Here is a 20,588-nt window from a genome sequence, read left to right as displayed (position 1 = left end):
AAATCAGGCCGAAATCAGGCTGGATCTTCGTACAGCAGGGTGATGCTGATGCGGCGGTTGCGCGGATCGGCCGGATCGGCCTTCACGAACGGATCGGTATCGGCCACGCCTTCGATGCGGCGAAACCGGCTGCTCGGGATGCCGGCGCCCATCAGCAGGCGGCGGGTGGCATCGGCGCGAGTGGTCGAAAGGCTCCAGTTCGATGGCCCGCCCGGCCCCTTGAAGCCCAGCGCGTCGGTATGCCCGCGCACGGCCAGATTGTTGGGCGTGCCTTCGATGGCGTGGGCCACGGTTTGCACCAGCGCACCAGCGGCGGTGGTGGGCGCCGAAGTGCCCAGCGCAAACATCGAAAAATCGGCGCGTTCCACCAGATCGATGCGCAGGCCGTCGCGGGTTCTGACGAATTTCACCTGGCCTTGCAGTCCCTTCAGTGTCGGGTCGGCTTCCAGCCGCGCTTGCAGGTTGCGGGCGATTTTCTCAAAGCGGGCATTGTCCTTGGCTTTTGAATCCTTGCCGTTGCCGTCCGCGCCGCCCGCTTGTTTGGTGCCGCCGCTGCCGCCCGACATGACCGGGCGCTGGCCCTTGGTTTCCGGCCGCTCCATTGCGCCATCGGGCGTTTCAACCGATCGGCCGCCAAACAGCCCGTTTGATCCGCCGGTGGCCTGCATCTGGATCATCGTTGGCGAGAAATAATCGGCAATGCCCTTGCGCTGCTGTTCGTTGGTGGCGCCCAAAATCCAGAGCAGCATGAAAAACGCCATCATGGCCGTGACGAAATCGGCATAGGCGATTTTCCACGCCCCGCCATGATGGGCGTGGCCGTGCGATTTCACCTTCTTGATGATGATCTCGGGCTCGATCTTGCCTTCGGGTTTCACGGCCTCTGCCTCATCAGCCTGTTATTTCGCAGTCCGCAGGCCGTCGAAAATCTCGCTGAACGTCGGTTGGTGGGTTGGGCTGATGGCGGTGCGCGCCGCTTCGATCACCAGCGGCTGCGGTTGGCCTTTCAGGGTGGCGATGATCACCCGGCGCACCACCAGGTAAATCTCGCTGTCTTCATCGATCACCGATTTCAGGCGGGCGGCGATCGGCCCGACCACGCCATAAGACAGCAGCACGCCCAGAAAAGTGCCGACCAGCGCCGAACCGACCATCGCGCCCAGCACCGCCGGCGGTTGATCAATACTGCCCATCGTCTTGATGACGCCCAGCACGGCCGCGACAATGCCCAGCGCCGGCAAGGCGTCCGACATGGTTTGCAATCGCTCAACGGGTTTCAGGGCGGCGTGGTGGTGGGTATCGATATGCATGTCGATCACCTCCTCCACGGCGTAGGGGGACAAGGTGCCGGTGGAGACCACCAGTAGTCGGATCGAATCTGTGACCAGCGCAATGAAGAAATGATCGCCGGCAAATTGCGGATATTCGGCAAAGATCGATGATGATTTCGGGTCTTCGATATGCGGTTCAACTGCGGTCGGGCCATCGGTGCGAAACAGCCGCATCAGCCGCGCGGTGAGGAAAATCGCAGCGCCATAATCGGCTTTCTTGTATTTTGGCCCCTTAACGATGCGCAGAAAGCCGCCGCCCATCTCCTTGATGCCCTTGATATCGGTGGCCACCAGCGTGGCCCCGGCCGCAGCGCCGCCGATGATCAGGAATTCGTGGGGCAGGGCATGCAGCACCGGCTCCAGATGGCCGCCGGTGATGGCAAAGCCGCCAAACACCATTACGACAAGCACGACAAGGCCGACAATGGACAGCATGGGGGCGGGCGTCTCCAGAGGACCGGTACCCAATCCCTTACGGCCGTTGCCAAAGCGGATTAAATATGTCCGCTTTGGTGGATCAGCGAATATCGTCCCACAGACTAAGCCGCGACACGCGCGCAAAACTGGCCTGGGCGGCATCCAATATCACCCCCAGCCGGTCCAGCTGGGCGATGGCGGCCGCCAGATCAGTGTCTTCCAATTTGGAAATCTCGGTCTTGAACTGCAATTGTGTCTTGTCCAGCCGCTCGGCCTCCGCGTCCAGCCGTGCACCGCGTGTGCCCAAAACGGCCTGCGCGCCGGCCAGCCGGTCGATATGGCCATCGATGGCGCCGATGGCTTCGTCCATGCCGGCATCGCGAAACGCTTCGCGCGGGTCGGTCAGGCTGGCGGCCAGATGCGCCAGGCTGTCGAACAGATTGCGCGTGCGCGGCGGCGGCGGCAACAGCGGATCGGGCGGCGGCAATAGCGGGTCCAGCGCCGCAGTTTCGCCAAAAGCCTCCGGGCCAGTGATGCCGGCCTCCAGCACACGCCCGGTCACGGCCACCAGCGGCGGCGCACCCAGCCCGGCCCAGGCCGCGAGGCCGGCACCGTCGGTGCCATAGGCCGGCGGCGTGCCAGCCCCGGCAAACAGTGCTTCGCCGTCGGCGCCGCGCGTTTCGGCCAGGCCGAGCGCCGCGCTCAACAATTCCTGCACTTCGCTGGCCAGCACGGCGCGGTCCCCGGCATTCAGGGTGGCGTTGCGCCCGGCCAGCGCCAGTTCCTTGGCGCGCGCCGTGATGTCGGCGATGCCAGTGAGTGCCACTTCGCTGGCCGAAAGCCGCGATTGGGCGGCATCCATGGCCCGGCGCTGGCCACTGGCAGCCACATCGGCACGTTTCAGCGCAGCCGCCCGCGCAAAGGCAATCGGATCATCGCCAGCCTTCACCACCTTGCGGCCCGTGGAAATCTGCTGCTGCACATCGGCCAATTGCCGTGACAAATCGGTCAGGCGGCGCACGGCGGCATCATGGCCGGAGCGGGACGAAACCGGCGGTATCACCGGGTCAGGCCGAGGATCTGATCAAACAGATCACGCGCCACGCCCAGCACCTGCGCGTTGGCACGGTAGGCGGCTTGCAGGCGCGTCAGTTCGGCGGCTTCAAATTCCAGATCGACGCCCGATACCGCGTCGTTGGCGCGGGCGGTATCTTCCTTGAGCGTGGCAGCCGCGGCCTCCAGCCGGCGCGTATCGGCCACCCGCGCGCCAATGCCGGCGCTGTCAGCGGCCAATTCCGCTTCGATGGTGCCATTTGGCCCCGGTTGCAGGCGCAGGCGGCCAAGTTCGATGGCACGGCGATTGTCCTGGCTGTCAGCCGGGGTGGGGGCAATGCGAAACATGTCGCCTGCCGCGCTGCTGGCCGGCAGCGTGAAGCGTAACCCCGGCCCTTCGATCAGGCTGCCATCGGCTGGCACGGTTGCCAGCAGCGTTACGCCGGTCGGATCGCGAATTTCGGCCAGGCCGCCGGCAATTACAGTGATGCGCCATGGCGGCGGCGTGATATCGCCGCCGGGCAGCGCCAGCGCAGCCGCATCATCAAAAATCGTCGGCAGGCTGCGAGCTTCATTGCTGGTGGGTGCATCGATCTGCCAGCGTTCGGCCGCCGCAACCTGATCGGGCAGCAGCGGCCGCAGCGATAGCCCGCGGGCACCATTCAGCGGCGCCAGCGTCCACTGGTCGCCCGCCGCGCTGCCGCTGCCAATCGTCACGGTCAGGCCGTCGAGCAGCAGTGGGCCAGGCCCGGTCACACTGGCAGTGCCATCGCCGCGCGCCAGCGTGAAGCCGCCGGCTTCGGCAATCAGCCGATAGCCCGACACGTCCGGCACCGATCCATCCGCCAGCACGACATCGATCGGCGCGCGGCCGATATTGGCCTTGCCCACCGTGGTGGCCACACTCTGCACCGCAAACAGCGCGGTGCCCGGCGCGCCATTGGCATCGATGCCGCGCCCGTGCCAATCATTGACCAGTCCGGCAAAGCCAGCTGCGGCGTTGTCCAGCGCGGCGCGCGCCTTGCCGATATCGGCGCTGGCCTCCAGCAGTCCCGCCAGCCGGCCCGATGCCGGCAGCCGTAGCGGCGTTGGATTGAATTCGGGATTGAGCAGCACGGTCAGGCCATCGGGGGCGACGCCGATGCGGCTGGAATTGCCGGTGGCCGGCACCAGCGCCACGGCGGCCGGGCCGCTGCCCAGAGTCACGTCCACCACGCCGCGCGGGCCTTCGGTGATGCCGATGCGCACTTCGCCTGCCAGATCACGCAGCAGGCTATCGCGATTATCGAGCAGGCCAGCTGCCGATGCATCGCCGGGATCGCCGCGCCGCAATTGTTCGTTCACTAGCACAAGTGCGCCGGCCAGATCATTCACCCGCCGGGCCGACAGCGCGGCTTCGGCCCTGATATCGCTGTCCAGCGCGGCCAGGGTTTCGCCGTGCCCGGCAAAGGCTGCAGCGGCATCATCGGCTGCCGCCAGAAACAGCGTGCGCGCCGCCCGGCTGGTGGGCGCTGCGGCCAGATCGGTGCCGGCATTGAAAAATGCCCCGACGCGCCCGCTCACATCGGCACTGGTGTTCAGGCTGTCCAGCCGCTCCAGCCAGTCCAGCCGGGCGCCAAACCGGGCCTGATCGCCGCTGGCGGTGCGCGCGGCATGCGCCTTCAGCGCATCGACATCGCGCACCAACGCATCAAAACGCACGCCGGATGCGCCGGCAAACCGTTCCAAAGGCCCGCCGCGCCCGGCCGGCTGCGTGGCCAATATCGCCTTGCGCCGTACATAGCCCGGCGTGTCGGCATTGGCGACATTTTCGCCGGTGGTGTTCAACGCGCGCTGAAAGGCCAGCACGCCGGACCGGCCCAGATTGAGCAAATCCATCATTTGCGCGCCTCACGGGCCAGCATCTGTGCCAAGCCAAGCGGCGCCGATGCCGCCAGGCTGCGGCCGCGCGCTTCATCGATCATGTCGCGGATCTGGTCATTGTTGCCCATCAGATCATCGCCGAGCTTGGCCGCGCGCGCGGTTTTCAGCAGGCGCGTTACTAGCAGGGCTTCAAAATCGCTGCCGGCCTTTGCCGCCAGTTTCGCTTCGTCCACGCTGGCTGCCAGCGGCAAACCTGCTGCGCGCAGGGCCAAGCCGGGCTTGGCCAGCCCCGCCAGCCCAAGCGGTGCAGCGCCAATGCGAAGCTGGTTCGGCGCAAAAGCCGGATTTGCTGGCGTCATCTCCATCAGATCACGATCAATTCGGCGCGCAGCGCGCCAGCGGCCTTCAGCGCCTCCAGGATGGCCACCAGATCGCCCGGCGCAGCGCCCAGCGCATTGACGGCATCGACGATATCGCCCAGCCGCGCGCCGGGGGCAAACAGGTTCATTCGGGTTTGCGCTTCGGCGGCCTCCACGCTGGATTGCTGGGTCACCACGGTCTGGCCGCGGGCCAGCGGGCCGGGCTGGCTGGCCTGCTGATTTTCGGTCACGCGCACGGTCAGATTGCCGTGGGCCACCGCCGCCGGCAAGATGCGCACTTCGCCGGAGATTACCACCGTGCCGGTGCGGGCGTTCACGATCACACGTGCCGGCGGCGCTGGCAGCGCCACATTCAACGCCTCGATCCGGGCGGCCAGAACAATGCGCCTTGCCGCATCATCGGGGGCATTGAGCACGATGCGAATGCCGTCTTCGGCGCGCGCAACTTCGCCGCCATATTCACGGTTGATGGCATCGGCCACAGCCTTGGTGGCCGAAAAATCCGGTTCGTTCATATCCAGAAACATCGGGCCGCGATCGGCAAATGGCGACGGCACCGATCGTTCGACGATGGCACCGCCCGGCACGCGGCCACTGGACGGGGTGCCCACCACGATGCGGCTGCCATCCCGGCCTTCCGCGCCAAAGCCGCCCACTGCCAATGATCCCTGCACCACCGCATAAATCTCGCTGTCCGGCCCCTGCAGGCTGGTGAGCAGCAAGGTGCCGCCGCGCAGAGATTTGGCCTGGCCCAGTGCCGCCACGGTCACATCCAGCCGCTGGCCGGGCTTGGCAAACGGCGGCAGTTCGGCGGTAACGAACACGGCGGCGGCGTTGCGCAGCTGCGGATTGACGCCGGGCGGCAGGTTCACCCCCAGCCGACCCACCGCTGCCTTGAGCGACTGGATGGTGAATTCCAGATTCTGATCGCCGGTGCCGGTCAGGCCCACCACCACGCCATAGCCGGTCAGCGCGTTGGCGCGCACGCCGGCAAAGCGGGCAATATCCTTGACGCGTTCGGCGGCAGCCGGGGCCGGCAGCAAACCGACAACCAGCAAAATGGTGGCCAACCAGAAGCAGGCAAATCCAACCCGCATCAGAACGGCAGTATCTTGGCAAAGAACCGCGCCAGCCAGCCCTGGCGGCTGTTGTCGGCGATCTGGCCGGTGCCGCCAAAGCGGATGTGCGCGTCTGCCACGCGGGTGGATGGCACGCTGTTGTCGGCGCTCAGATCGTCGATGCGTATCAGGCCGGTGATTTGCAGATGTTCTTCGCCGCGATTGATCACCAGCCGTTTTTCGCCGGCCACGCGCAGCACGCCGCCGGGCAGCACTTCGGCAACGGTCACGGTCATTTCACCGAACAATTCATTATTCTGTTCGGCAGAGCCGCTGCCGGTGAACTGCTGGGAACTGCCGGCCTGAGTGGCACCTGGCGGTATGCGGGTGAACGGAAAAAACTGCGGCAGCCGCAAATTCGTGTCGCTGTCCTTGCTGGAATCGGCGCTGGCCGATTTGGAGGCGGTGGTGCGTTCTTCGAGGCGGATGGTGACCAAATCGCCAACGCGGCGGGCGCGCCGATCGGTGGTCAGGCCGGTGAAGGTGGCGATGCTGAACAGGCTGCCGGTTGGCCGGGCCGGCATCGCAATCGCGGCGGGCAGGGCCGGCGGCATCGCGCGCAGCTTGTTGTCCGGCTTGGCCGCAGCCGCCGGAATTGCCGCCACCAACACCGCTGCCGCCACCGTGATTGCATCAGGGCGACGCCGCTCAGACATTCTGCACCACATAGCGGCTCATTTCATCGGCCGCGCTGATCACCTTGGAATTGATCTCATAGGCGCGCTGCGTTTCGATCATGTCCACCAGCTCCTGCACGGTGGAAACGTTGGATCCCTCCAGCATGCCCTGGCGGATCTGGCCCATGCCGGCCTGCCCGGCGACGCCCTGGGTGGCCGGGCCGGAGCCAGCGGTTTCGCGGTAAAGATTGTCGCCCATCGGCATCAGCCCGGCGGGATTGAGAAAGCGCGCCAGCTGCATCTGGCCGACTTCGACAGGCGCAGCCTGGCCGGGCAGGGTAGCGGTAACCGTTCCATCGGGCGCAATCACCAGCTGGCTCGCGCCATCGGGCACCGTGAGCGGCTGCGCCAATCGCATGCCGCTGGTGGTGACGATTTCGCCGGTGGCCGACAGTTTGAAGCCGCCGTCGCGGGTGTAGCCCACTGTGCCATCGGGCAATTGCACGGCGAAAAACCCGGAACCATCCACGGCCAGATCAAGGGCATTGTCGGTTTGCTGCATGCTGCCTTGGGCATGGATGCGTTCGGTGCCGGCGATGCGCACGCCGGTGCCGGTGCCCAGCCCGGTGGCATATTGGGTATCAGCGCCGCTGGCTGCGCCGGGGCTACGATCATCCTGATACATCAGGCTGGCGAAATTGGCGCGGTCGCGTTTGAAGCCGGTGGTGGAGACGTTGGCGAGGTTGTTGGAGATGGTTTTCATGCGCTGATCGAGCGCATCCAGCCCCGAACGGGCGATTTGCAGGGCCGTGGTCATGCTCTAATTCCCCTTATTTGCCGTCCATGCCGAGCAGGCGGCTGCCTTGCTCGTCCATTTCCTGGGCCAGCCGCAGCAGGCGTGCGTTCACTTCAAAGCCGCGCTGTTCTTCGACCAGCTCCACGAGCGCTTCGGCAGCGGTGATGTTGGCGCTTTCGAGCGCGCCGGTTTCGAGGCGGGCGGCGGGATCAGCGGACAATTGGTCTTCCGGCAAGAACAGGCCGTCCGCCGCCTTGTCGCGGCTTTTAAGGCTGCTGCCGTCCACCATTTTCAGCTTGCCCAGCGGCTGCGGCCCATCGGGCAGCATTGCCGTGATCGTGCCATCCTTGCCAATGATGACAGCAGCGCCGGGCGGCACCGAAATCGGCGCACCATTGGCATTTACCACCACGCGGCCATCGCCATTGACCAGCACGCCGGCCGGGTTCACCGTCAGATCTCCGCGCCGCGTATAGCCTTCGCGCACATCGCCGCCGATCACCGGGCCTTGCACGGCCAGCCACGCCTCCCCGGCCAGTGCCACATCCAGCTCGCGGCCGGTGGCAGCAACGCGGCCGGCCTGGTGCGGGGTGGCCAGGCTGGGCGCGCCGGTCTGGGTTCGCGATCGCCATGCGCCGTCGATATCGGCCCGCGCCGCCAGATAGCGGCTTTCCTGCGCCACCACATCGCGGCGAAAGCCGGGCACGTTCGCATTGGCCAGATTGTTGGCCGTCACCAATTGCTCGCGCGCCCGCACACTCAGGCCGGACAATGTGGTGTAGATCAGCCGGTCCATGACAAATCAGCCGCTTAATTGATGTTGATGATGGTCTGCATCAACTGATTATCGGTTTCGATGGATTTGGCGGCGGCTTGAAAATTGCGCTGGGCCGCGATCAGATTGACCAGTTCGGTGGTGAGATCGACATTGGATCGTTCCAGATTGCCCGAAAGCAAGCTGCCGATGCCGTTGCGGCCGGCTTCGCCCGTGATGGCTTCGCCCGATTGCGGCGTCACCACCCAGCTTGAATCGCCGGTTTGCTTAAGGCCTTGCGGATTGGAGAAGATCGACAGCGCAACCTTGCCGATGCTTTGCACTTCGCCATTGGAAAAACTGGCGCGCAGTAGCCCGGATGCATCCACCGAAACGCTTTCCAGCTGCCCGGCCGGCACCCCGTCCTGCTCGATGGCGGCCACGCTGAACGGTGCGGCCTGCTGGGTGGTGTTGGTGCCGTGGTTCACCGTCAGCGCCAATTGCGCCGAACTGCCCGGCGGCGTGATCGGATCGAACGGAAACGGCGCGACCGGCGCGGTGAGCACACCAGCCGCATCGAATTCCATTGCGATGCCTGCGGTGCCGCCAACAGCCAGTTCGGCATCGCCCACAAACACCCGCGCCGTCCAGCGGTGAAAGGGATCGGCCGTGGTGGCCACGCTGTCCTTGATGTAATAAACGGTGGCGGCCAGCGGGTTACCCAGATTATCGAACACCGTGGTGGAGGTGCTGGCATTGAACGTGGCAGGATTGTCGCGGTTGAACACATAGGGGTTCAGCGCGGTGTAAATCGGGCTGTCGGCGATGATCGGGGCGTTGGCTGGCAAATTGGTCGATATGTTGATGCCGGTGGTGGGAACCGGCACGCCCGATGCCAGCGGCAGCCGCGCGGCCACCGTGTTGGCCAATCCGGTTTCCAGCACGGTGCCGTTTTCGGTGGTCGGGAACAATTGCAGCTGGCGGCCTTGTGCATCGACGATGTTGCGATCGGCGCTCACCCCGAACGATCCGCTGCGTGTGAAGTGCGTCTGCGATCCGCCAGGCCCGGACTTCACCACGAAAAACCCTTGGCCCGATACCGCCAGATCCAGCGCCGATGTCGACGTTTCAGTCGGCCCCTGGCTGAATTGCTGGCTGATGGCGCGCACCGTGGTGCCCGATCCCACCAGGCGATTGGGATTGGACAGCGGCGACAGTGAAATCACATCGCCGAACTGCACCCGGCTGCGCTTGAAGCCAGTGGTGCCGACGTTGGCGATATTGTTGGCAATCGTCGACATTTCGGTTTGCGCGCCGGACAATCCGGTCAGGGCAGTGTAAAAAGCCATGATCTCACTCCTGGGGTGCGAGGTTGGTCGCTGCGATCAGCTGGTCCAGCCGATCGGTTATGCGTTCCAGCTGCGTGTTGGTTTCGGTGGTGCCGGCCAATTGCGAGAACATCGCCATCTGCTGGACATATTGCTGGTTATCCACCGGCTTGGTCGGGTCCTGATTTTTCAGTTGCGCCGTCATCAGGGTCAGGAAATCGCCTTGATCCAGCGAAGCCTTGGGGTCGCGGTTCGGTGCTTTGGGCTGGGCCGGAATCGCCGACGGCAAATCGGCTGCCGTCACGCCGCGGGCGGGTGCGATGCTGCTCATTTGCCGATCCGCAGCGTATCGAGCGCGAGGCCGCGCGCGGTGCTGAGCACCTCGACATTGTTGGCATAGGCGCGGGCGGTTTCGACCATTTCGACCATCTCCTGGTTGGGATCGACTGCGGCCTGCCAGACATGCCCGGTGGCATCGGCAAGCGGGTGATTGGGATCAAGCTTGCGTTCGGGTGTGCCGGTGCGGGCCATGCTGGCCACATCCACGGTGGCGGCGGCGCCATCATAACGGGTGGCAAACACCGGCCGCAGCGCGCGGTAGGCGCCTTGTTCGGTGCCGGAAACACTGCCGGCGTTGGCCAGATTTGACGCAATGGCGTTCATGCGCACCAGCTGCGATGCCATCGCCCGCCCAGCGATATCAAAGGTCGAAAGGCCCTTCATCCCTCGGCCCGCATCGCGCTCATCAGGGTTTGCACCCGCCCTGACAGAAATTCGAGACTGGCCCGGTATTTCAGCGCGTTTTCAGCGAATGCCGCCTGTTCGGTGGCCATGGTCACGGTGTTGCCGTCCAGGCTGGGCTGCAAGGCGGCACGATATTTGAGATTGCCGCTGCTTTGGTCGGCCAGCAGCCCGGCAAAGCTGCCACCCTGCATCTGGCCATTCAGCCGCGCCAAGGCAGCATCGGCATCCAGATCGCGGGCCTTGAAGCCCGGCGTGGAGGCATTGGCGATATTTCCGGCAATCACATCAAGGCGCTGGCCCCTGAGCTTCAGGGCAGCGGCTGACAGGCCAAGGGCGGTATCGAGCATGGTCATGCCGGCAGCGATGCATGGACCGTGCCAATTGCCGCCCTGCACGGACGGCCATCCATTGCGGCCCGGAGCCCGGCAAAGGCCTGCCGCTGCTGCGGCAAGATTTTGCCGCAGCAGGGAGGGGTTTGCCGGCTCCGGGCCGTGGATTTGCGCGCCTACCGCCGGGGATTGCGGTTGGCGCGGTTCTTGCTTGGCAGGCTGTGATGCCGGGGGAAACACCCTCGCCTGACCGAAAGGAGCAACGGCCCATGCATGCGGATTTTAAATGGCAGCACCTGGCCATTTGTATTGTCGGTGTTGGCGGCATGCTGTGGTCAGCTCGCGTGCCGGCGCAGCAGCTGCGCGGCGGGCAACTGGCCTTGCATGATGTTGCGGCACTCCGGGCAGCGGTGGCGCGTTTTGCCGGCGGCCCGGCCCGGCTGGATGACCGGATGGTGGTGCCGCGCTGCCCGTCGCCGGCGCTGAGTTGGGCGCGCGCCGATGTGGTGCGCGCCGATTGCGCCGATCCGGCTTGGTCGCTGTATGTGCCCGTCGCGGTTCCAGCTGAAGCTGGCGGTCGCAGCGTGGCGGCGGCGCGGCCCAAGCCGATGATCCGCCGCGGGGAGCGTGTACAGGTCGAAGCCGCCGGGCCGGGCTTTGCCATCGCCATGGAAGCGGAGGCCGAACGCGATGCCGATGGCACCCGCGTTGCGCTCAAGTCTCTCACAGGCCGGCGCTTTTCGGGCCGTATCGAGGAGGGTGGCCGTGTTGTTCTGGCCCGCTGAACCCCGGGTCCGCGGCCGCCGTTCGGCTGCGCGGATGGCTGCAAAATTTTCCGCCGCAACGCCATTAAAGCCGCATGGTGAATGGCCGTTAACAGCGTTGTGCGGATTTTGGCAGCAGCCCGCCGCATGGAGGGAGTCCATAAAATGATCAACGCATTCGACGGCAGCAGCGGTATCGGGCGTGGGGTAATCTCGCCGCGCGTTGCTGGCCCTGCCGAAACACCGGCCAGTGATCCCGCGCGCAAGGTCAGCCGCGTTGCCGCCGCTGCGCCAGTGGCGGGCAACAGCATTGCCCGCGCCGGGCTCGTCAAGGAATTGGCCAGCGCGCCGCCTGTCAACGCCGCCCGCGTGGCCGAACTGCGCGCCCAGATTGCCCAAGGCAGCTACCAGATCGATGCTGATGCCATCGCCCGCGCCATGCTGTCGCTCGATCGCGGCACCAGCTGATCAGCATGGCGACCGACATCGATGATCTTGCCAGCGCATTGATCGGTGCCATCCGCGCCGAGCTTGCAGCACTGGAAGCCGAAGATGCCGACGCCATCGAACGCGCCACGGCTGGCAAGACGGCGGCACTTGCCGATGTGCAGGCCGCGATTGCGGCTGGCGCCGCGCCGCCGCGCCCGCTGCTTGAACAAGCGCGCGACCTGAACAGCGAAGCCATATTGCGCAGCCGGGCCAAGCTGATCAGCGTTGAAAAACGCTTGGCCGCGCTACGTCCGCCCGGCGCCGCGCTGCGCCAGCCCGCCGTGACCTATGGCCGTGATGGCCGCTGGGCATGACAGCAGCCAATGGTTTTGCGCCCGTAGCGCGGCCCGCTGGCGCATTTGCCGGCATTATCGGTGCCGTTGAGCAGGCTGCAGCCCGCACCGGCGTTGATTTTTCCTATCTGCTGGCCAATGCCCGCGCCGAATCCGGGCTTGATCCGCACGCCCGCGCCCGCACCTCGACGGCCAGCGGCCTATTTCAGTTCACCGAAGCAACATGGCTGGGCGTCGTGGCCCGGCATGGCGAAAAACATGGGCTTGGTTGGGCGGCGGATGCGCTGAAATCCGGTGCCAGTCGCGCCGTGAAGGACAGTATCCTGTCGCTGCGCCACAATGCCGAAACGGCCGCGGCAATGGCCGGCGAATTCACCCGTGACAATGCCGCCCGGCTTGAAAAGTCACTCGGCCGCGCGGCTGGTGCTGCCGATCTGTATCTAGCGGCTTTTTTCGGGGCTGGCGGCGCCATCAAGTTTCTGGGTGCGATGGCGGCTGATCCCGGCGCTGCGGCGGCCAATTTGTTGCCGGCTGCGGCGCAGGCCAATCACAGCACATTTTATCACAAGGATGGCTCCGCACGCTCGCTGGCCGCCGTGCATGATCTGGTGGCCGGCCGCATTGGCCGCCACATGGGAACATCGCCGTCTGCTCTGGTGCGGGCTGGTGCAGCGGTGCCGCCCGCTGGCCGCATGTTGCCTGCGGCTGATCCGGCGCTGGCAGCGGCGCGTGCCCGCATGGCCTATCTCGTGCTGGCGGCGATGCAATGAGCGTGGCCGGCAATTTTTCGGCCCGGCTGCCGGCGCAGCTGCGCGCCAATCTGACTGCGCGCACGGCATTGATGCCGGCTGCGATCCTGGTGCTGGTGGCTTTGATGGTGGTGCCGCTGCCCGCGGTGCTGCTCGATCTGTTTTTCATCACCAATATCGCGGTGGCGCTGATCGTGCTGATGGTGGCGATCAACATCCGGCAACCGCTGGATTTTTCGGCATTTCCCACGGTGCTGCTGTATGCAACCCTGCTGCGGCTGGCGTTGAATGTCGCGTCCACGCGGGTGGTGCTGGTGCACGGCCACGAAGGCACGGATGCGGCGGGCCACGTCATCGAAGCGTTCGGCAATTTCCTGGTTGGCGGCGATTATGTCGTGGGCCTGTTCGTGTTCGGCGTTCTGATGATCATCAATTTGGTGGTGATCACCAAGGGTGCCGGCCGGGTTTCCGAAGTGGCGGCGCGCTTCACGCTGGATGCGCTGCCCGGCAAGCAGATGGCCATCGATGCCGATCTGAATGCCGGCCTGATGACAGCCGAAGAGGCCCGGGCGCGCCGCGCCGAAGTCACCACCGAAGCCGATTTTCATGGCGCCATGGATGGCAGCTCCAAATTCGTGAAGGGCGATGCCGTTGCCGGCGTGATGATCCTGGCGATCAATATCATCGGCGGGCTGATCCTGGGGATTGTCTCCCATGATCTCACGCTTGCTGATGCGGCGCGCACCTATCTGCTGCTGGCGGTTGGCGATGGCCTGGTGGCACAGGTGCCGGCGTTGCTGCTTTCGATTGCAACTGCAATGGTCGTGACCCGGGTTGGCAAGACGCAGGATCTGGCCGGTCAGGTTGGCATGCAATTGGGAATTACGGCGCCGTGGCTGCCGGTGGGCGTGATCCTGGCGCTACTGGGCCTGCTGCCCGGCATGCCGCTGCTGATTGTTGTGCCGGCTGCCGGCGCGGCCTTCTGGTTGGCGCTGCACCGCCGGCCCACGGCGCCCGCTGGCCCTGCCGCCACCGATGAAACCAACGATGCCGGCGCGCAATCGGGCGCCCGCATTGATTGGGCCGATGTTGCCGATACGGCGCCGGCTGCGCTTGATATCGGCTTTGCGCTGGTCTCGCTGGTCGACGAAGCCCGCGGCGCGCCGCTGATGGGGCGCATTACCGCTGTGCGCCGGCAATTGTCCAAATCGCTGGGCTTTGTGCTGCCGCAAGTGCGGGTGCGCGACGATCTTGGCCTGTCGCCCTTCCGTTATCGCATCACGCTGGCCGGCGTTGTGGTGGGGGAGGACGAGATTTTCCCCGACGACATGCTCGCCATCGAAGCCGGGCCGATCAGCACGGTGCTGCCGGGCCGCGAATGTGCCGATCCGGCCTTTGGCCTGCCGGCGCGCTGGATCGATCCAGCCGAAGCCGATCTGGCCGAAGCCGCCGGCTACACGGTGGTCGATCCATCGGCGGTGATTGGCACGCATCTCAATCAGTTGCTGGGCCTGCACGCGCACCGGCTGCTCGGCCAGGATGACACGCAGGCGCTGCTCGATACGCTGGCCGAAACCGCGCCGGCCCTGGCCGGCGCATTGTCGCCAAAGCTGCTTTCGGCTGCGGTGGTCACGCAGGTTCTGCAGCGACTGCTGGAGGAAGGCATCGCTATCCGCGATCTGCGTTCGATCGCAGCGGCGCTGGTGGCGGCCGCGCCCAAATCGCAGGATCCCGCCGAGCTGGCCGAGCTTATCCGCCCGGCGCTGGGCCTTGCGCTGGTTCAGCAACTTGCCGGTGTGAAAGGCGCACTGCTTGCGGTTGCGCTCGATCCGGGGCTGGAAGGCCTGCTGGTGCAGGCGGTGCGTGCCAATCCCGGCGCTGCTCACCCGTTTGATCCGGCGCTGGTCACCCGCGTGGCCGAAGCGGCCGCTAGCGCTTGTGCACCGCTGCTTGCCGCAGGCTCACGCTTTGCCATCGTGACGGTGCCGCAGGTGCGGCGGCCGTTGTGGCAGTTGCTGCGCGCCCGTGTGGCCGGCGTGGCCGTGCTCGCTTTTCCCGATATCCCCGACGACCGTGATGTGGAGGTTGCCGCGATTATCGGTACCGCGCCCGCGCGCGCCGCGTTCGGGCCACCCCAAGGAGACAGTTGATGGATGCCCGGCTCGGACTTGATCCCGCACTTTATGCGCCGGCCCGTTTGGCTGTTGTCGATCCCGAACGGCTGGTGTCAAGCCACCTGCAATTGGTGCGCCGCATTGCCTGGCATGTGCATGCCCGGGTTTCATCGGCCATCGAAGTGGAAGATCTGGTGCAGATCGGCATGATCGCCCTGATCGAAGCCGCGCGCGGCTTTGAAGATCGCGGCCATGCGGCCTTTGCCACCTATGCCAGTGTGCGCGTGCGCGGCGCCATGATCGATCAGCTGCGCAAGGGTGCCACCGTCGTGCGCTCGGCGATGCGGCGCAAACGTGAATGGGGGCAGGTGCGGTCCAAACTCGAAAGCCAGATGGGCCGCAGCGCCAGCGAAGCGGAAATGGCCGAAGCGCTGGAAATCACCCTTGCCGATTATCGCATCGGCATGGCCCAGACCGTATCGGCGCAAACCGAGAGCATCGATGATGTCTATTCCGATCATAGTGACTGGTTTGCCAGCCATGATCCCGATGCCCACGACATGCTGGAACAGGAACGCCGCCGCCGCGCCATTTCGGCCGCCATCGCCGGCCTGCCGCAGCGGGAGGCCCAAGTGCTGCAACTCTATTTCGTCGAGGAACTGAACCTTGAGGAAATCGGCCAGGTGCTCGGCGTTGGTCCGGCGCGCATCTGCCAGATCAAGAAATCAGCCCTGACCAAGTTGCGCGGCGGCTTGGCCGGCTGGGCTGATCAATAGCGGCGTTGCGCGGGTCGGCGCTGGCTGGCAGATTGCCGGCATGACGATAGCTCAGCTAAAATCCCTGCTCTATTTGCCGGCCAATCGCGCCAGTGCCGTCGCCAAGGCGCGCACATTGGCGTGTGATGCCGTTATCCTCGACCTTGAAGACGCCGTGCAGCCCGATGCCAAGGACGAGGCACGCACTGCTGCGGTGGCAGCGGCCCATGATGGCGGCTGGGAACCGCGCGCTCTGTTTCTGCGTATAAATGCAGCTGACACTGCGTGGCATGAAGATGATCTTGCGGCGGCACGAACGGGCAGCTTTGCCGGCGTGGTGGCGCCAAAAATCGACACGGCAGCGCAGGCGCAGGCGATCGTGGCACAGATTGGCGGCCGGCCGCTGCTGGCCATGATCGAAACCCCGCGCGGCGTGTTGAATGCCGCTGCCATCGCGGCGGTGCCCGGGGTGGCCGGTCTGGTGGCCGGGCTGGCGGATCTGGCCAAGGCGCTGAACACCCGCCCTGATCCGCAGCGCCGTCCGCTCATTTACGCCATGTCGGCCATCGTGCTGGCAGCGCGGGCAGCAGATGTGGCGTGTTTTGACGGGGTGTGCACCGATGTGCGCAACATCGCATCCCTGCGGGCCGAAGCCGCGCAGGCGCGCATGCTGGGATTTGACGGCAAAACGCTGATTCATCCCGGCCAAGTCGATCCTTGCAACGAAATCTTCGCGCCCAGCGCCGAGGAGCGCGCCGACGCACAGGCGCTGATCGCCGCCTATGAAGCCGCCTTGGCGCAAGGCCGCGGCGTCGCCACCTGGAACGGCCAACTCGTTGAGGTGCTGCATGTCGCCCAAGCAAGGGCCATGCTGGCGAGGGCTTGAAGCAACCATCGCAGGCTGCGGCTGAATTTCGCTTGGCAAACTGCCGCCAATTGCCTAACCGAGCGGCCCGGCGGCCGTGCAAAACAGGGCTGTATCGCGCCTGCTGGGGCGTCGCCAAGCGGTAAGGCAGCGGTTTTTGGTACCGCCATCCCAGGTTCGAATCCTGGCGCCCCAGCCAATTTTGCTATTTTGAGGAAGTGCCTTGGCGTTCGCCTTGCACCAGCGCTAACCCAGTGTCGCACGCTTGGTGCAGCACTGCTGGCGCTCGACCAGCGTGACCGCCGCAATTCAGTTATTTGCGAGCCCGGTTGCGGCCCCGCCGCCTGCAGGGTCAATTACAGGCGGCAGGGCTCGCGCCGGCCGGGCAGCCGGAGGGCTGGGCCAGCGGTGGTGGGGCTGGGGAGGTGTAGCGGCATGATCAAGCGTCACGTGGCCCCGCGTCCTGGGCCGGTATCGCTGCGATCATTCCGCCACACGCCGCTTTCCACACGCTGGCCTGGCGCAAACAATCTGGCGGCGATGCGGGTCAACATCGCACACTAGGCCCGCTTGCTTGCACCGTAGGTCGGGCACTTTGGAAGCCTGCGCCAGCGCATGATGATGCGCTGATCATTGCTTGTGCCGATCATGATTTCTGCCACTGCCCTCAGGCAGCAGCAATTTAAGCTGAACCTTGACTGCCTGCCGGTCATGCCGTCAGGGAGGCTTGGTAGGAATTTGGCAGATTGAGCTTTGGCACAACCTGCTGAATGGTTGTTAGCGAAGAGTGTTTCCAAGGTCATCAGGCGTGCCGTGACGCAGCCGTGAATAAAACGTGACTTCGCGTGTTGACCCATATTATCGCAACGATTGTCTGGGCAGGGAGACTCATGTGCAACGCGGGGACGACAGCAGTGGTGATGCCGCCAGCCAGCCGGGCCTGGCTGCGGGGGAATCTGGCGGGGTGCGCATCGGCGTGCACGGCCCGTTTCGCATGTTCGATGCCAGCGGCGCGCGGATCGAATTGCCCAGCCGCAAGGGCGTTGCCTTGATTGCCATGCTGGCCCTGGTTGCGCGCCAGGAGCACAACCGTGATTGGCTTCGGCAGATGCTGTGGGGCAGCCGAGATGAGGAACAGGCGCAGGCCAGCTTGCGCAAGGAATTGCATCGGCTGCGCCAGCGGCTGGATGTCGCCGCGCCCGGCTTGCTGAAGGTGCAGGGCCGGCGGGTGTGGCTGGACCCGGCGGTATACACGCTTCTGCCCATCGAGCCTGGCCAGACGCTGCTGGAAGGCTTGGCCATTGCCGGCGCCGATGAATTTGCAGCATGGCTGGAGACGCAGCGCGCCGGCGCCCCGAATCGCTTGCCGCCAAAATTTCCGTTGCCGAGCAGCCAGACCAGCCTTGCCGTGCTGCCGTTCAGCAACGACAGCGGCGATGCCAGTGCCAATTACCTGGCGGGCGGCATCGGCGACGAACTCGCCGATCGAATCTCGCGGTTGCGCTGGCTCAAGGTTATTGGTTCCGGCGCCAGCTTCCCGGTTGATGGGGACGAATCCGTGCTGGATGCGGGCCGGCGGCTGGGCGGTGCCTTTGTGTTTGGCGGCAGTTTGCGCCGGTTGGGCGCGGGCTGGCAACTTGCGGGGCGATTGCTTGATTGCGCCGATGGCAGCCTGCTGTGCGCGCCAACTCTTGATCTGGAAAATCCGCAGCAAAGCAACGCGTTCTTGCCAATCATCGATCAATTGGTGGCCATGCTGAGCGATCAGGTCGATGATGCGGAACGCAGCCGCGCTGCGCTGCTGGATGGCGATGCGCTGGCGGTGAATGATCTGATCTGGCGCGGGCGCTGGCACCAGAACCGGCTGGCGCAGCCTGAATTGACCACTGCGGCTGACTTTTTCGAGCAAGCGCGTGCTGCTGCGCCAAATTCGGCCAATGCGGCCATCGAATGGGCGCAGAACCTTGGCTATCGACTGTGGAGCCGACGCGGCGCGTCAGACGAAATCGGCGCATTTGGCGATGCCGCCCGCCGCGCTGTCGATCTTGATCGCCGCGATGGCCGGGCGCACATGCTGGTGGGCATCAGCGAAATGTGGCTGCGCCGCACCGAAGCGGCCGAAACATGGCTGCTGCAGGCGCTGGATCTTTGCCCCAGCCTGGCCTTCGCGCATGAGCAGCTTGGCACATTGCATATCCTGTCTGGCCGGCCGGCGGTTGGTGTGGTGTGGCTGAAAGAGGCTAACAGATTGGCGCCAAATAATTTTTTCACCTTTTACCGCGAGGGTGAATTGGGGTTGGCCATGTTGTTGCAGGGCGAATGGGACGCCGCAGCATCCTCTGCAGCCAAGGCGATCGCACTGCAGCCGCGATACTGGCTGGCGCATGTGGTGTTGATCAATGCGGTTTGGCGCGGCGGCAATGATACTGCGGCAGTTGCGGCCCGGGCCGAATTGCAGGCCGCACGGCCCGGCTTTCAGCTGGATCACATCGATTGGGTTCCGTTCACCAATTCGGCCTGGAACGCCTGGTTGAAGGAACCGCTGGGAGCGTTGCAGCAGGCGGGTCTGTAAATCAATTAGGGGGGGCGCAATGGCTAGATTTCGCTTGAAATATCCGATGCTTGATGTGCCGGCCGCGTGGCATTTGTCGGGACAGGATCTGGCGCAGGTCGATTTCCGGCTGGAGCGGCTGGGGCCGGGCAACAGCGTGTTCGTGCGTGCGGCGCTTGCGATTGTGATGTGGCTGGCGCTGCGCCTTGGCCGGTTGCGCCTGTTTGGGGTGACCATTATTGCGCGTGACGCCGATGTGACCCAAGTGCTTGGTGATCCTGCGCAATTTCCAGTGCCATTTGGCGGGGACATGCGATTGCTGGCGCATGGGCCGCCGGGCATCGACGCCGATCCGGCCTTGCGCCCGGTGTTCATGCTGGGCGCCGACGGGCCTGAGCATGCCAGCCAGCGCGCGCTTGTGTTTGCCGCAATGCAGCATTGTGCTGCCAGCCAAAGCCGCTTCGTTGGCGATACCAGCGTGATTGCTGCGGCATTGATCGCAAATTGTGACGGCCAGATTGATATCATGCGCGATGTGTTTGCCCGCGTTTCAGCGCAAACCGGCGCTGAGTGGCTCGGCCTCGCGGTGCCCGATATCGATGCCTATTCCGATTGGACGCTGGCGATGTCGGCGATGCTGTTTGGCGATCCGGCCGGCAATGCGGTGATCCGTGAGCTGGCCCAGCATGGCGGCTGGCGGCTGCGCGCGCTGATCGATGGCCGTATCGCGCAGTGCGCGGCGCAATTGGCGCCGTTGCCGCCGGCTGCTCGGGATGAAATCGCAGCAACGCGCGGGCTGATCTGGGCGCTGGTCGCGGCCAGGCTGGACCAGAATGCGGTCTTGTCCCCGGCCGATCATGCGCTGATCCGTGCCATCATCACCGGGATGGTCATCGGGCTTGGCCCCACCACCACGCTGGCCGGCGGCAAGGCCTTTGCCTGGCTGCTGCGCCATCCCGCGGCCTTTGCACTGGCGCAGGCCGCTGCCACTGCTGGCGACCGTGATGCCATGCGCCGCATCGTGCTGGAAGCTGCGCGCATGGCCCCGGCGCTTGATCCTGGCCAGTTTCGCACCGGGGCGGGCGATACGGTCGTGCTGGCGGCCACGGCGGCGGCGTTGCGCGATGGCCGGCGTTGGCCCAGCCCCGGCCGCTTTGATCCCGATCGCTGGATCGGCCAGGAAAACGCGCCCAATCTGTTGTTTGGCCACGGCATTCATGCCTGCATCAGCCAGCACATGGCCGTCGATCAACTCACCAGCATCTTTGCGCTGTTGTT

22 protein-coding genes and 1 tRNA gene are annotated in these 20,588 nt (G+C 65.2%); 10 read left to right on the top strand and 13 right to left on the bottom strand.

Annotated features, from left to right (window positions below; all coding sequences use genetic code 11):
• Positions 1-14: 14 nt before the first annotated feature.
• From ABWP50_RS00865 to flgB, 13 genes are all read right to left on the bottom strand, one after another.
• A complete protein-coding gene (locus tag ABWP50_RS00865) occupies positions 15-878 on the bottom strand; it encodes a flagellar motor protein MotB (protein WP_353216092.1) in 864 nt (287 codons plus the stop codon).
• A 21-nt stretch (positions 879-899) separates the two neighbouring features.
• Positions 900-1,766 carry a flagellar motor stator protein MotA gene (motA, locus tag ABWP50_RS00860; RefSeq protein WP_353216091.1) on the bottom strand — a complete coding sequence of 289 codons (867 nt, stop codon included), beginning with the start codon at positions 1,764-1,766 and terminating at the stop codon, positions 900-902.
• An 82-nt stretch (positions 1,767-1,848) separates the two neighbouring features.
• A complete protein-coding gene (locus tag ABWP50_RS00855) occupies positions 1,849-2,811 on the bottom strand; it encodes a flagellin N-terminal helical domain-containing protein (protein ID WP_353216090.1) in 963 nt (320 codons plus the stop codon).
• On the bottom strand, positions 2,808-4,682 hold the full coding sequence (locus ABWP50_RS00850) for a FlgK family flagellar hook-associated protein (protein WP_353216089.1): 1,875 nt from the start codon (positions 4,680-4,682) through the stop codon (positions 2,808-2,810). Before ABWP50_RS00850 ends, ABWP50_RS00855 begins: the two co-directional genes overlap by 4 nt.
• Positions 4,679-5,023 (bottom strand): rod-binding protein, encoded by a 345-nt coding sequence (locus ABWP50_RS00845; protein WP_353216088.1) that lies wholly within the window; start codon positions 5,021-5,023, stop codon positions 4,679-4,681. The genes ABWP50_RS00850 and ABWP50_RS00845 overlap by 4 nt, the downstream gene beginning before the upstream one ends.
• Before the next feature lie 5 nt (positions 5,024-5,028).
• On the bottom strand, positions 5,029-6,141 hold the full coding sequence (locus tag ABWP50_RS00840; RefSeq protein ID WP_502950946.1) for a flagellar basal body P-ring protein FlgI: 1,113 nt from the start codon (positions 6,139-6,141) through the stop codon (positions 5,029-5,031).
• The gene (locus ABWP50_RS00835) at positions 6,141-6,818 is read right to left on the bottom strand and encodes a flagellar basal body L-ring protein FlgH (RefSeq protein ID WP_353216086.1); all 678 of its coding nucleotides are present in this window, start codon (positions 6,816-6,818) and stop codon (positions 6,141-6,143) included. Before ABWP50_RS00835 ends, ABWP50_RS00840 begins: the two co-directional genes overlap by 1 nt.
• On the bottom strand, positions 6,811-7,596 hold the full coding sequence (gene flgG, locus ABWP50_RS00830; protein WP_353216085.1) for a flagellar basal-body rod protein FlgG: 786 nt from the start codon (positions 7,594-7,596) through the stop codon (positions 6,811-6,813). The genes ABWP50_RS00835 and flgG overlap by 8 nt, the downstream gene beginning before the upstream one ends.
• Positions 7,597-7,609: 13 nt before the next feature.
• The gene (locus tag ABWP50_RS00825; RefSeq protein ID WP_353216084.1) at positions 7,610-8,371 is read right to left on the bottom strand and encodes a flagellar hook-basal body complex protein; all 762 of its coding nucleotides are present in this window, start codon (positions 8,369-8,371) and stop codon (positions 7,610-7,612) included.
• 14 nt (positions 8,372-8,385) lie between these two features.
• Positions 8,386-9,678 carry a flagellar hook protein FlgE gene (locus ABWP50_RS00820; protein WP_353216083.1) on the bottom strand — a complete coding sequence of 431 codons (1,293 nt, stop codon included), beginning with the start codon at positions 9,676-9,678 and terminating at the stop codon, positions 8,386-8,388.
• A gap of 4 nt (positions 9,679-9,682) precedes the next feature.
• On the bottom strand, positions 9,683-9,988 hold the full coding sequence (locus tag ABWP50_RS00815; protein WP_353216082.1) for a flagellar hook assembly protein FlgD: 306 nt from the start codon (positions 9,986-9,988) through the stop codon (positions 9,683-9,685).
• Entirely contained in the window at positions 9,985-10,341 is a 357-nt protein-coding gene (gene flgC / locus ABWP50_RS00810; protein WP_502950945.1) for a flagellar basal body rod protein FlgC, read from the bottom strand. The genes ABWP50_RS00815 and flgC overlap by 4 nt, the downstream gene beginning before the upstream one ends.
• A gap of 35 nt (positions 10,342-10,376) precedes the next feature.
• A complete protein-coding gene (gene flgB / locus ABWP50_RS00805; RefSeq protein WP_353216080.1) occupies positions 10,377-10,748 on the bottom strand; it encodes a flagellar basal body rod protein FlgB in 372 nt (123 codons plus the stop codon).
• Positions 10,749-10,999: 251 nt separating this feature from the next.
• Between flgB and ABWP50_RS00800 the strand changes: the two genes are divergently transcribed.
• From ABWP50_RS00800 to ABWP50_RS00755, 10 genes are all read left to right on the top strand, one after another.
• Positions 11,000-11,515 (top strand): hypothetical protein, encoded by a 516-nt coding sequence (locus ABWP50_RS00800; RefSeq protein ID WP_353216079.1) that lies wholly within the window; start codon positions 11,000-11,002, stop codon positions 11,513-11,515.
• A 144-nt stretch (positions 11,516-11,659) separates the two neighbouring features.
• On the top strand, positions 11,660-11,962 hold the full coding sequence (gene flgM, locus ABWP50_RS00795; RefSeq protein WP_353216078.1) for a flagellar biosynthesis anti-sigma factor FlgM: 303 nt from the start codon (positions 11,660-11,662) through the stop codon (positions 11,960-11,962).
• A 5-nt stretch (positions 11,963-11,967) separates the two neighbouring features.
• The gene (locus ABWP50_RS00790) at positions 11,968-12,297 is read left to right on the top strand and encodes a hypothetical protein (protein WP_353216077.1); all 330 of its coding nucleotides are present in this window, start codon (positions 11,968-11,970) and stop codon (positions 12,295-12,297) included.
• Complete coding sequence (locus tag ABWP50_RS00785; protein WP_353216076.1) at positions 12,294-13,046, top strand: transglycosylase SLT domain-containing protein; 753 nt, start codon at positions 12,294-12,296, stop codon at positions 13,044-13,046. The genes ABWP50_RS00790 and ABWP50_RS00785 overlap by 4 nt, the downstream gene beginning before the upstream one ends.
• Complete coding sequence (flhA, locus tag ABWP50_RS00780) at positions 13,043-15,175, top strand: flagellar biosynthesis protein FlhA (protein ID WP_353216075.1); 2,133 nt, start codon at positions 13,043-13,045, stop codon at positions 15,173-15,175. The genes ABWP50_RS00785 and flhA overlap by 4 nt, the downstream gene beginning before the upstream one ends.
• Positions 15,175-15,915: an RNA polymerase sigma factor FliA gene (fliA, locus tag ABWP50_RS00775; protein ID WP_353216074.1), complete on the top strand. Its 741-nt coding sequence runs from the start codon at positions 15,175-15,177 to the stop codon at positions 15,913-15,915. Before flhA ends, fliA begins: the two co-directional genes overlap by 1 nt.
• A 40-nt stretch (positions 15,916-15,955) precedes the next feature.
• Positions 15,956-16,780, top strand: coding sequence for an HpcH/HpaI aldolase/citrate lyase family protein (locus ABWP50_RS00770; RefSeq protein ID WP_353216073.1), 825 nt, complete (start codon positions 15,956-15,958; stop codon positions 16,778-16,780).
• Positions 16,781-16,884: 104 nt separating this feature from the next.
• Positions 16,885-16,958, top strand: a tRNA-Gln gene (locus tag ABWP50_RS00765).
• A gap of 693 nt (positions 16,959-17,651) precedes the next feature.
• A complete protein-coding gene (locus ABWP50_RS00760) occupies positions 17,652-19,331 on the top strand; it encodes a hypothetical protein (protein ID WP_353216072.1) in 1,680 nt (559 codons plus the stop codon).
• 19 nt (positions 19,332-19,350) lie between these two features.
• A partial coding sequence (locus ABWP50_RS00755) for a cytochrome P450 (RefSeq protein WP_353216071.1) occupies positions 19,351-20,588 on the top strand: 1,238 nt, incomplete at its 3' end.

The organism is Sandarakinorhabdus sp. (genome assembly GCF_040398645.1).
Taxonomy (GTDB): Bacteria; Pseudomonadota; Alphaproteobacteria; order Sphingomonadales; family Sphingomonadaceae; genus Sandarakinorhabdus.
This window is presented reverse-complemented; position numbering and strand designations above follow the sequence as displayed.

Bases quoted from the DNA above. Each gene is read 5' to 3' on its own strand.
- flgM (WP_353216078.1), top strand. From the start codon at position 11,660: ATGATCAACGCATTCGACGGCAGCAGCGGTATCGGGCGTGGGGTAATC.
- ABWP50_RS00770 (WP_353216073.1), top strand. From the start codon at position 15,956: ATGACGATAGCTCAGCTAAAATCCCTGCTCTATTTGCCGGCCAATCGC.
- ABWP50_RS00790 (WP_353216077.1), top strand. From the start codon at position 11,968: ATGGCGACCGACATCGATGATCTTGCCAGCGCATTGATCGGTGCCATC.
- motA (WP_353216091.1), bottom strand. From the start codon at position 1,766: ATGCTGTCCATTGTCGGCCTTGTCGTGCTTGTCGTAATGGTGTTTGGC.
- ABWP50_RS00785 (WP_353216076.1), top strand. From the start codon at position 12,294: ATGACAGCAGCCAATGGTTTTGCGCCCGTAGCGCGGCCCGCTGGCGCA.
- ABWP50_RS00835 (WP_353216086.1), bottom strand. From the start codon at position 6,818: ATGTCTGAGCGGCGTCGCCCTGATGCAATCACGGTGGCGGCAGCGGTG.
- ABWP50_RS00850 (WP_353216089.1), bottom strand. From the start codon at position 4,682: ATGATGGATTTGCTCAATCTGGGCCGGTCCGGCGTGCTGGCCTTTCAG.
- ABWP50_RS00845 (WP_353216088.1), bottom strand. From the start codon at position 5,023: ATGACGCCAGCAAATCCGGCTTTTGCGCCGAACCAGCTTCGCATTGGC.
- ABWP50_RS00800 (WP_353216079.1), top strand. From the start codon at position 11,000: ATGCATGCGGATTTTAAATGGCAGCACCTGGCCATTTGTATTGTCGGT.
- fliA (WP_353216074.1), top strand. From the start codon at position 15,175: ATGGATGCCCGGCTCGGACTTGATCCCGCACTTTATGCGCCGGCCCGT.
- flgB (WP_353216080.1), bottom strand. From the start codon at position 10,748: ATGCTCGATACCGCCCTTGGCCTGTCAGCCGCTGCCCTGAAGCTCAGG.
- flhA (WP_353216075.1), top strand. From the start codon at position 13,043: ATGAGCGTGGCCGGCAATTTTTCGGCCCGGCTGCCGGCGCAGCTGCGC.
- ABWP50_RS00840 (WP_502950946.1), bottom strand. From the start codon at position 6,141: ATGCGGGTTGGATTTGCCTGCTTCTGGTTGGCCACCATTTTGCTGGTT.
- flgG (WP_353216085.1), bottom strand. From the start codon at position 7,596: ATGACCACGGCCCTGCAAATCGCCCGTTCGGGGCTGGATGCGCTCGAT.
- ABWP50_RS00825 (WP_353216084.1), bottom strand. From the start codon at position 8,371: ATGGACCGGCTGATCTACACCACATTGTCCGGCCTGAGTGTGCGGGCG.
- ABWP50_RS00815 (WP_353216082.1), bottom strand. From the start codon at position 9,988: ATGAGCAGCATCGCACCCGCCCGCGGCGTGACGGCAGCCGATTTGCCG.
- flgC (WP_502950945.1), bottom strand. From the start codon at position 10,341: ATGGCATCGCAGCTGGTGCGCATGAACGCCATTGCGTCAAATCTGGCC.
- ABWP50_RS00820 (WP_353216083.1), bottom strand. From the start codon at position 9,678: ATGGCTTTTTACACTGCCCTGACCGGATTGTCCGGCGCGCAAACCGAA.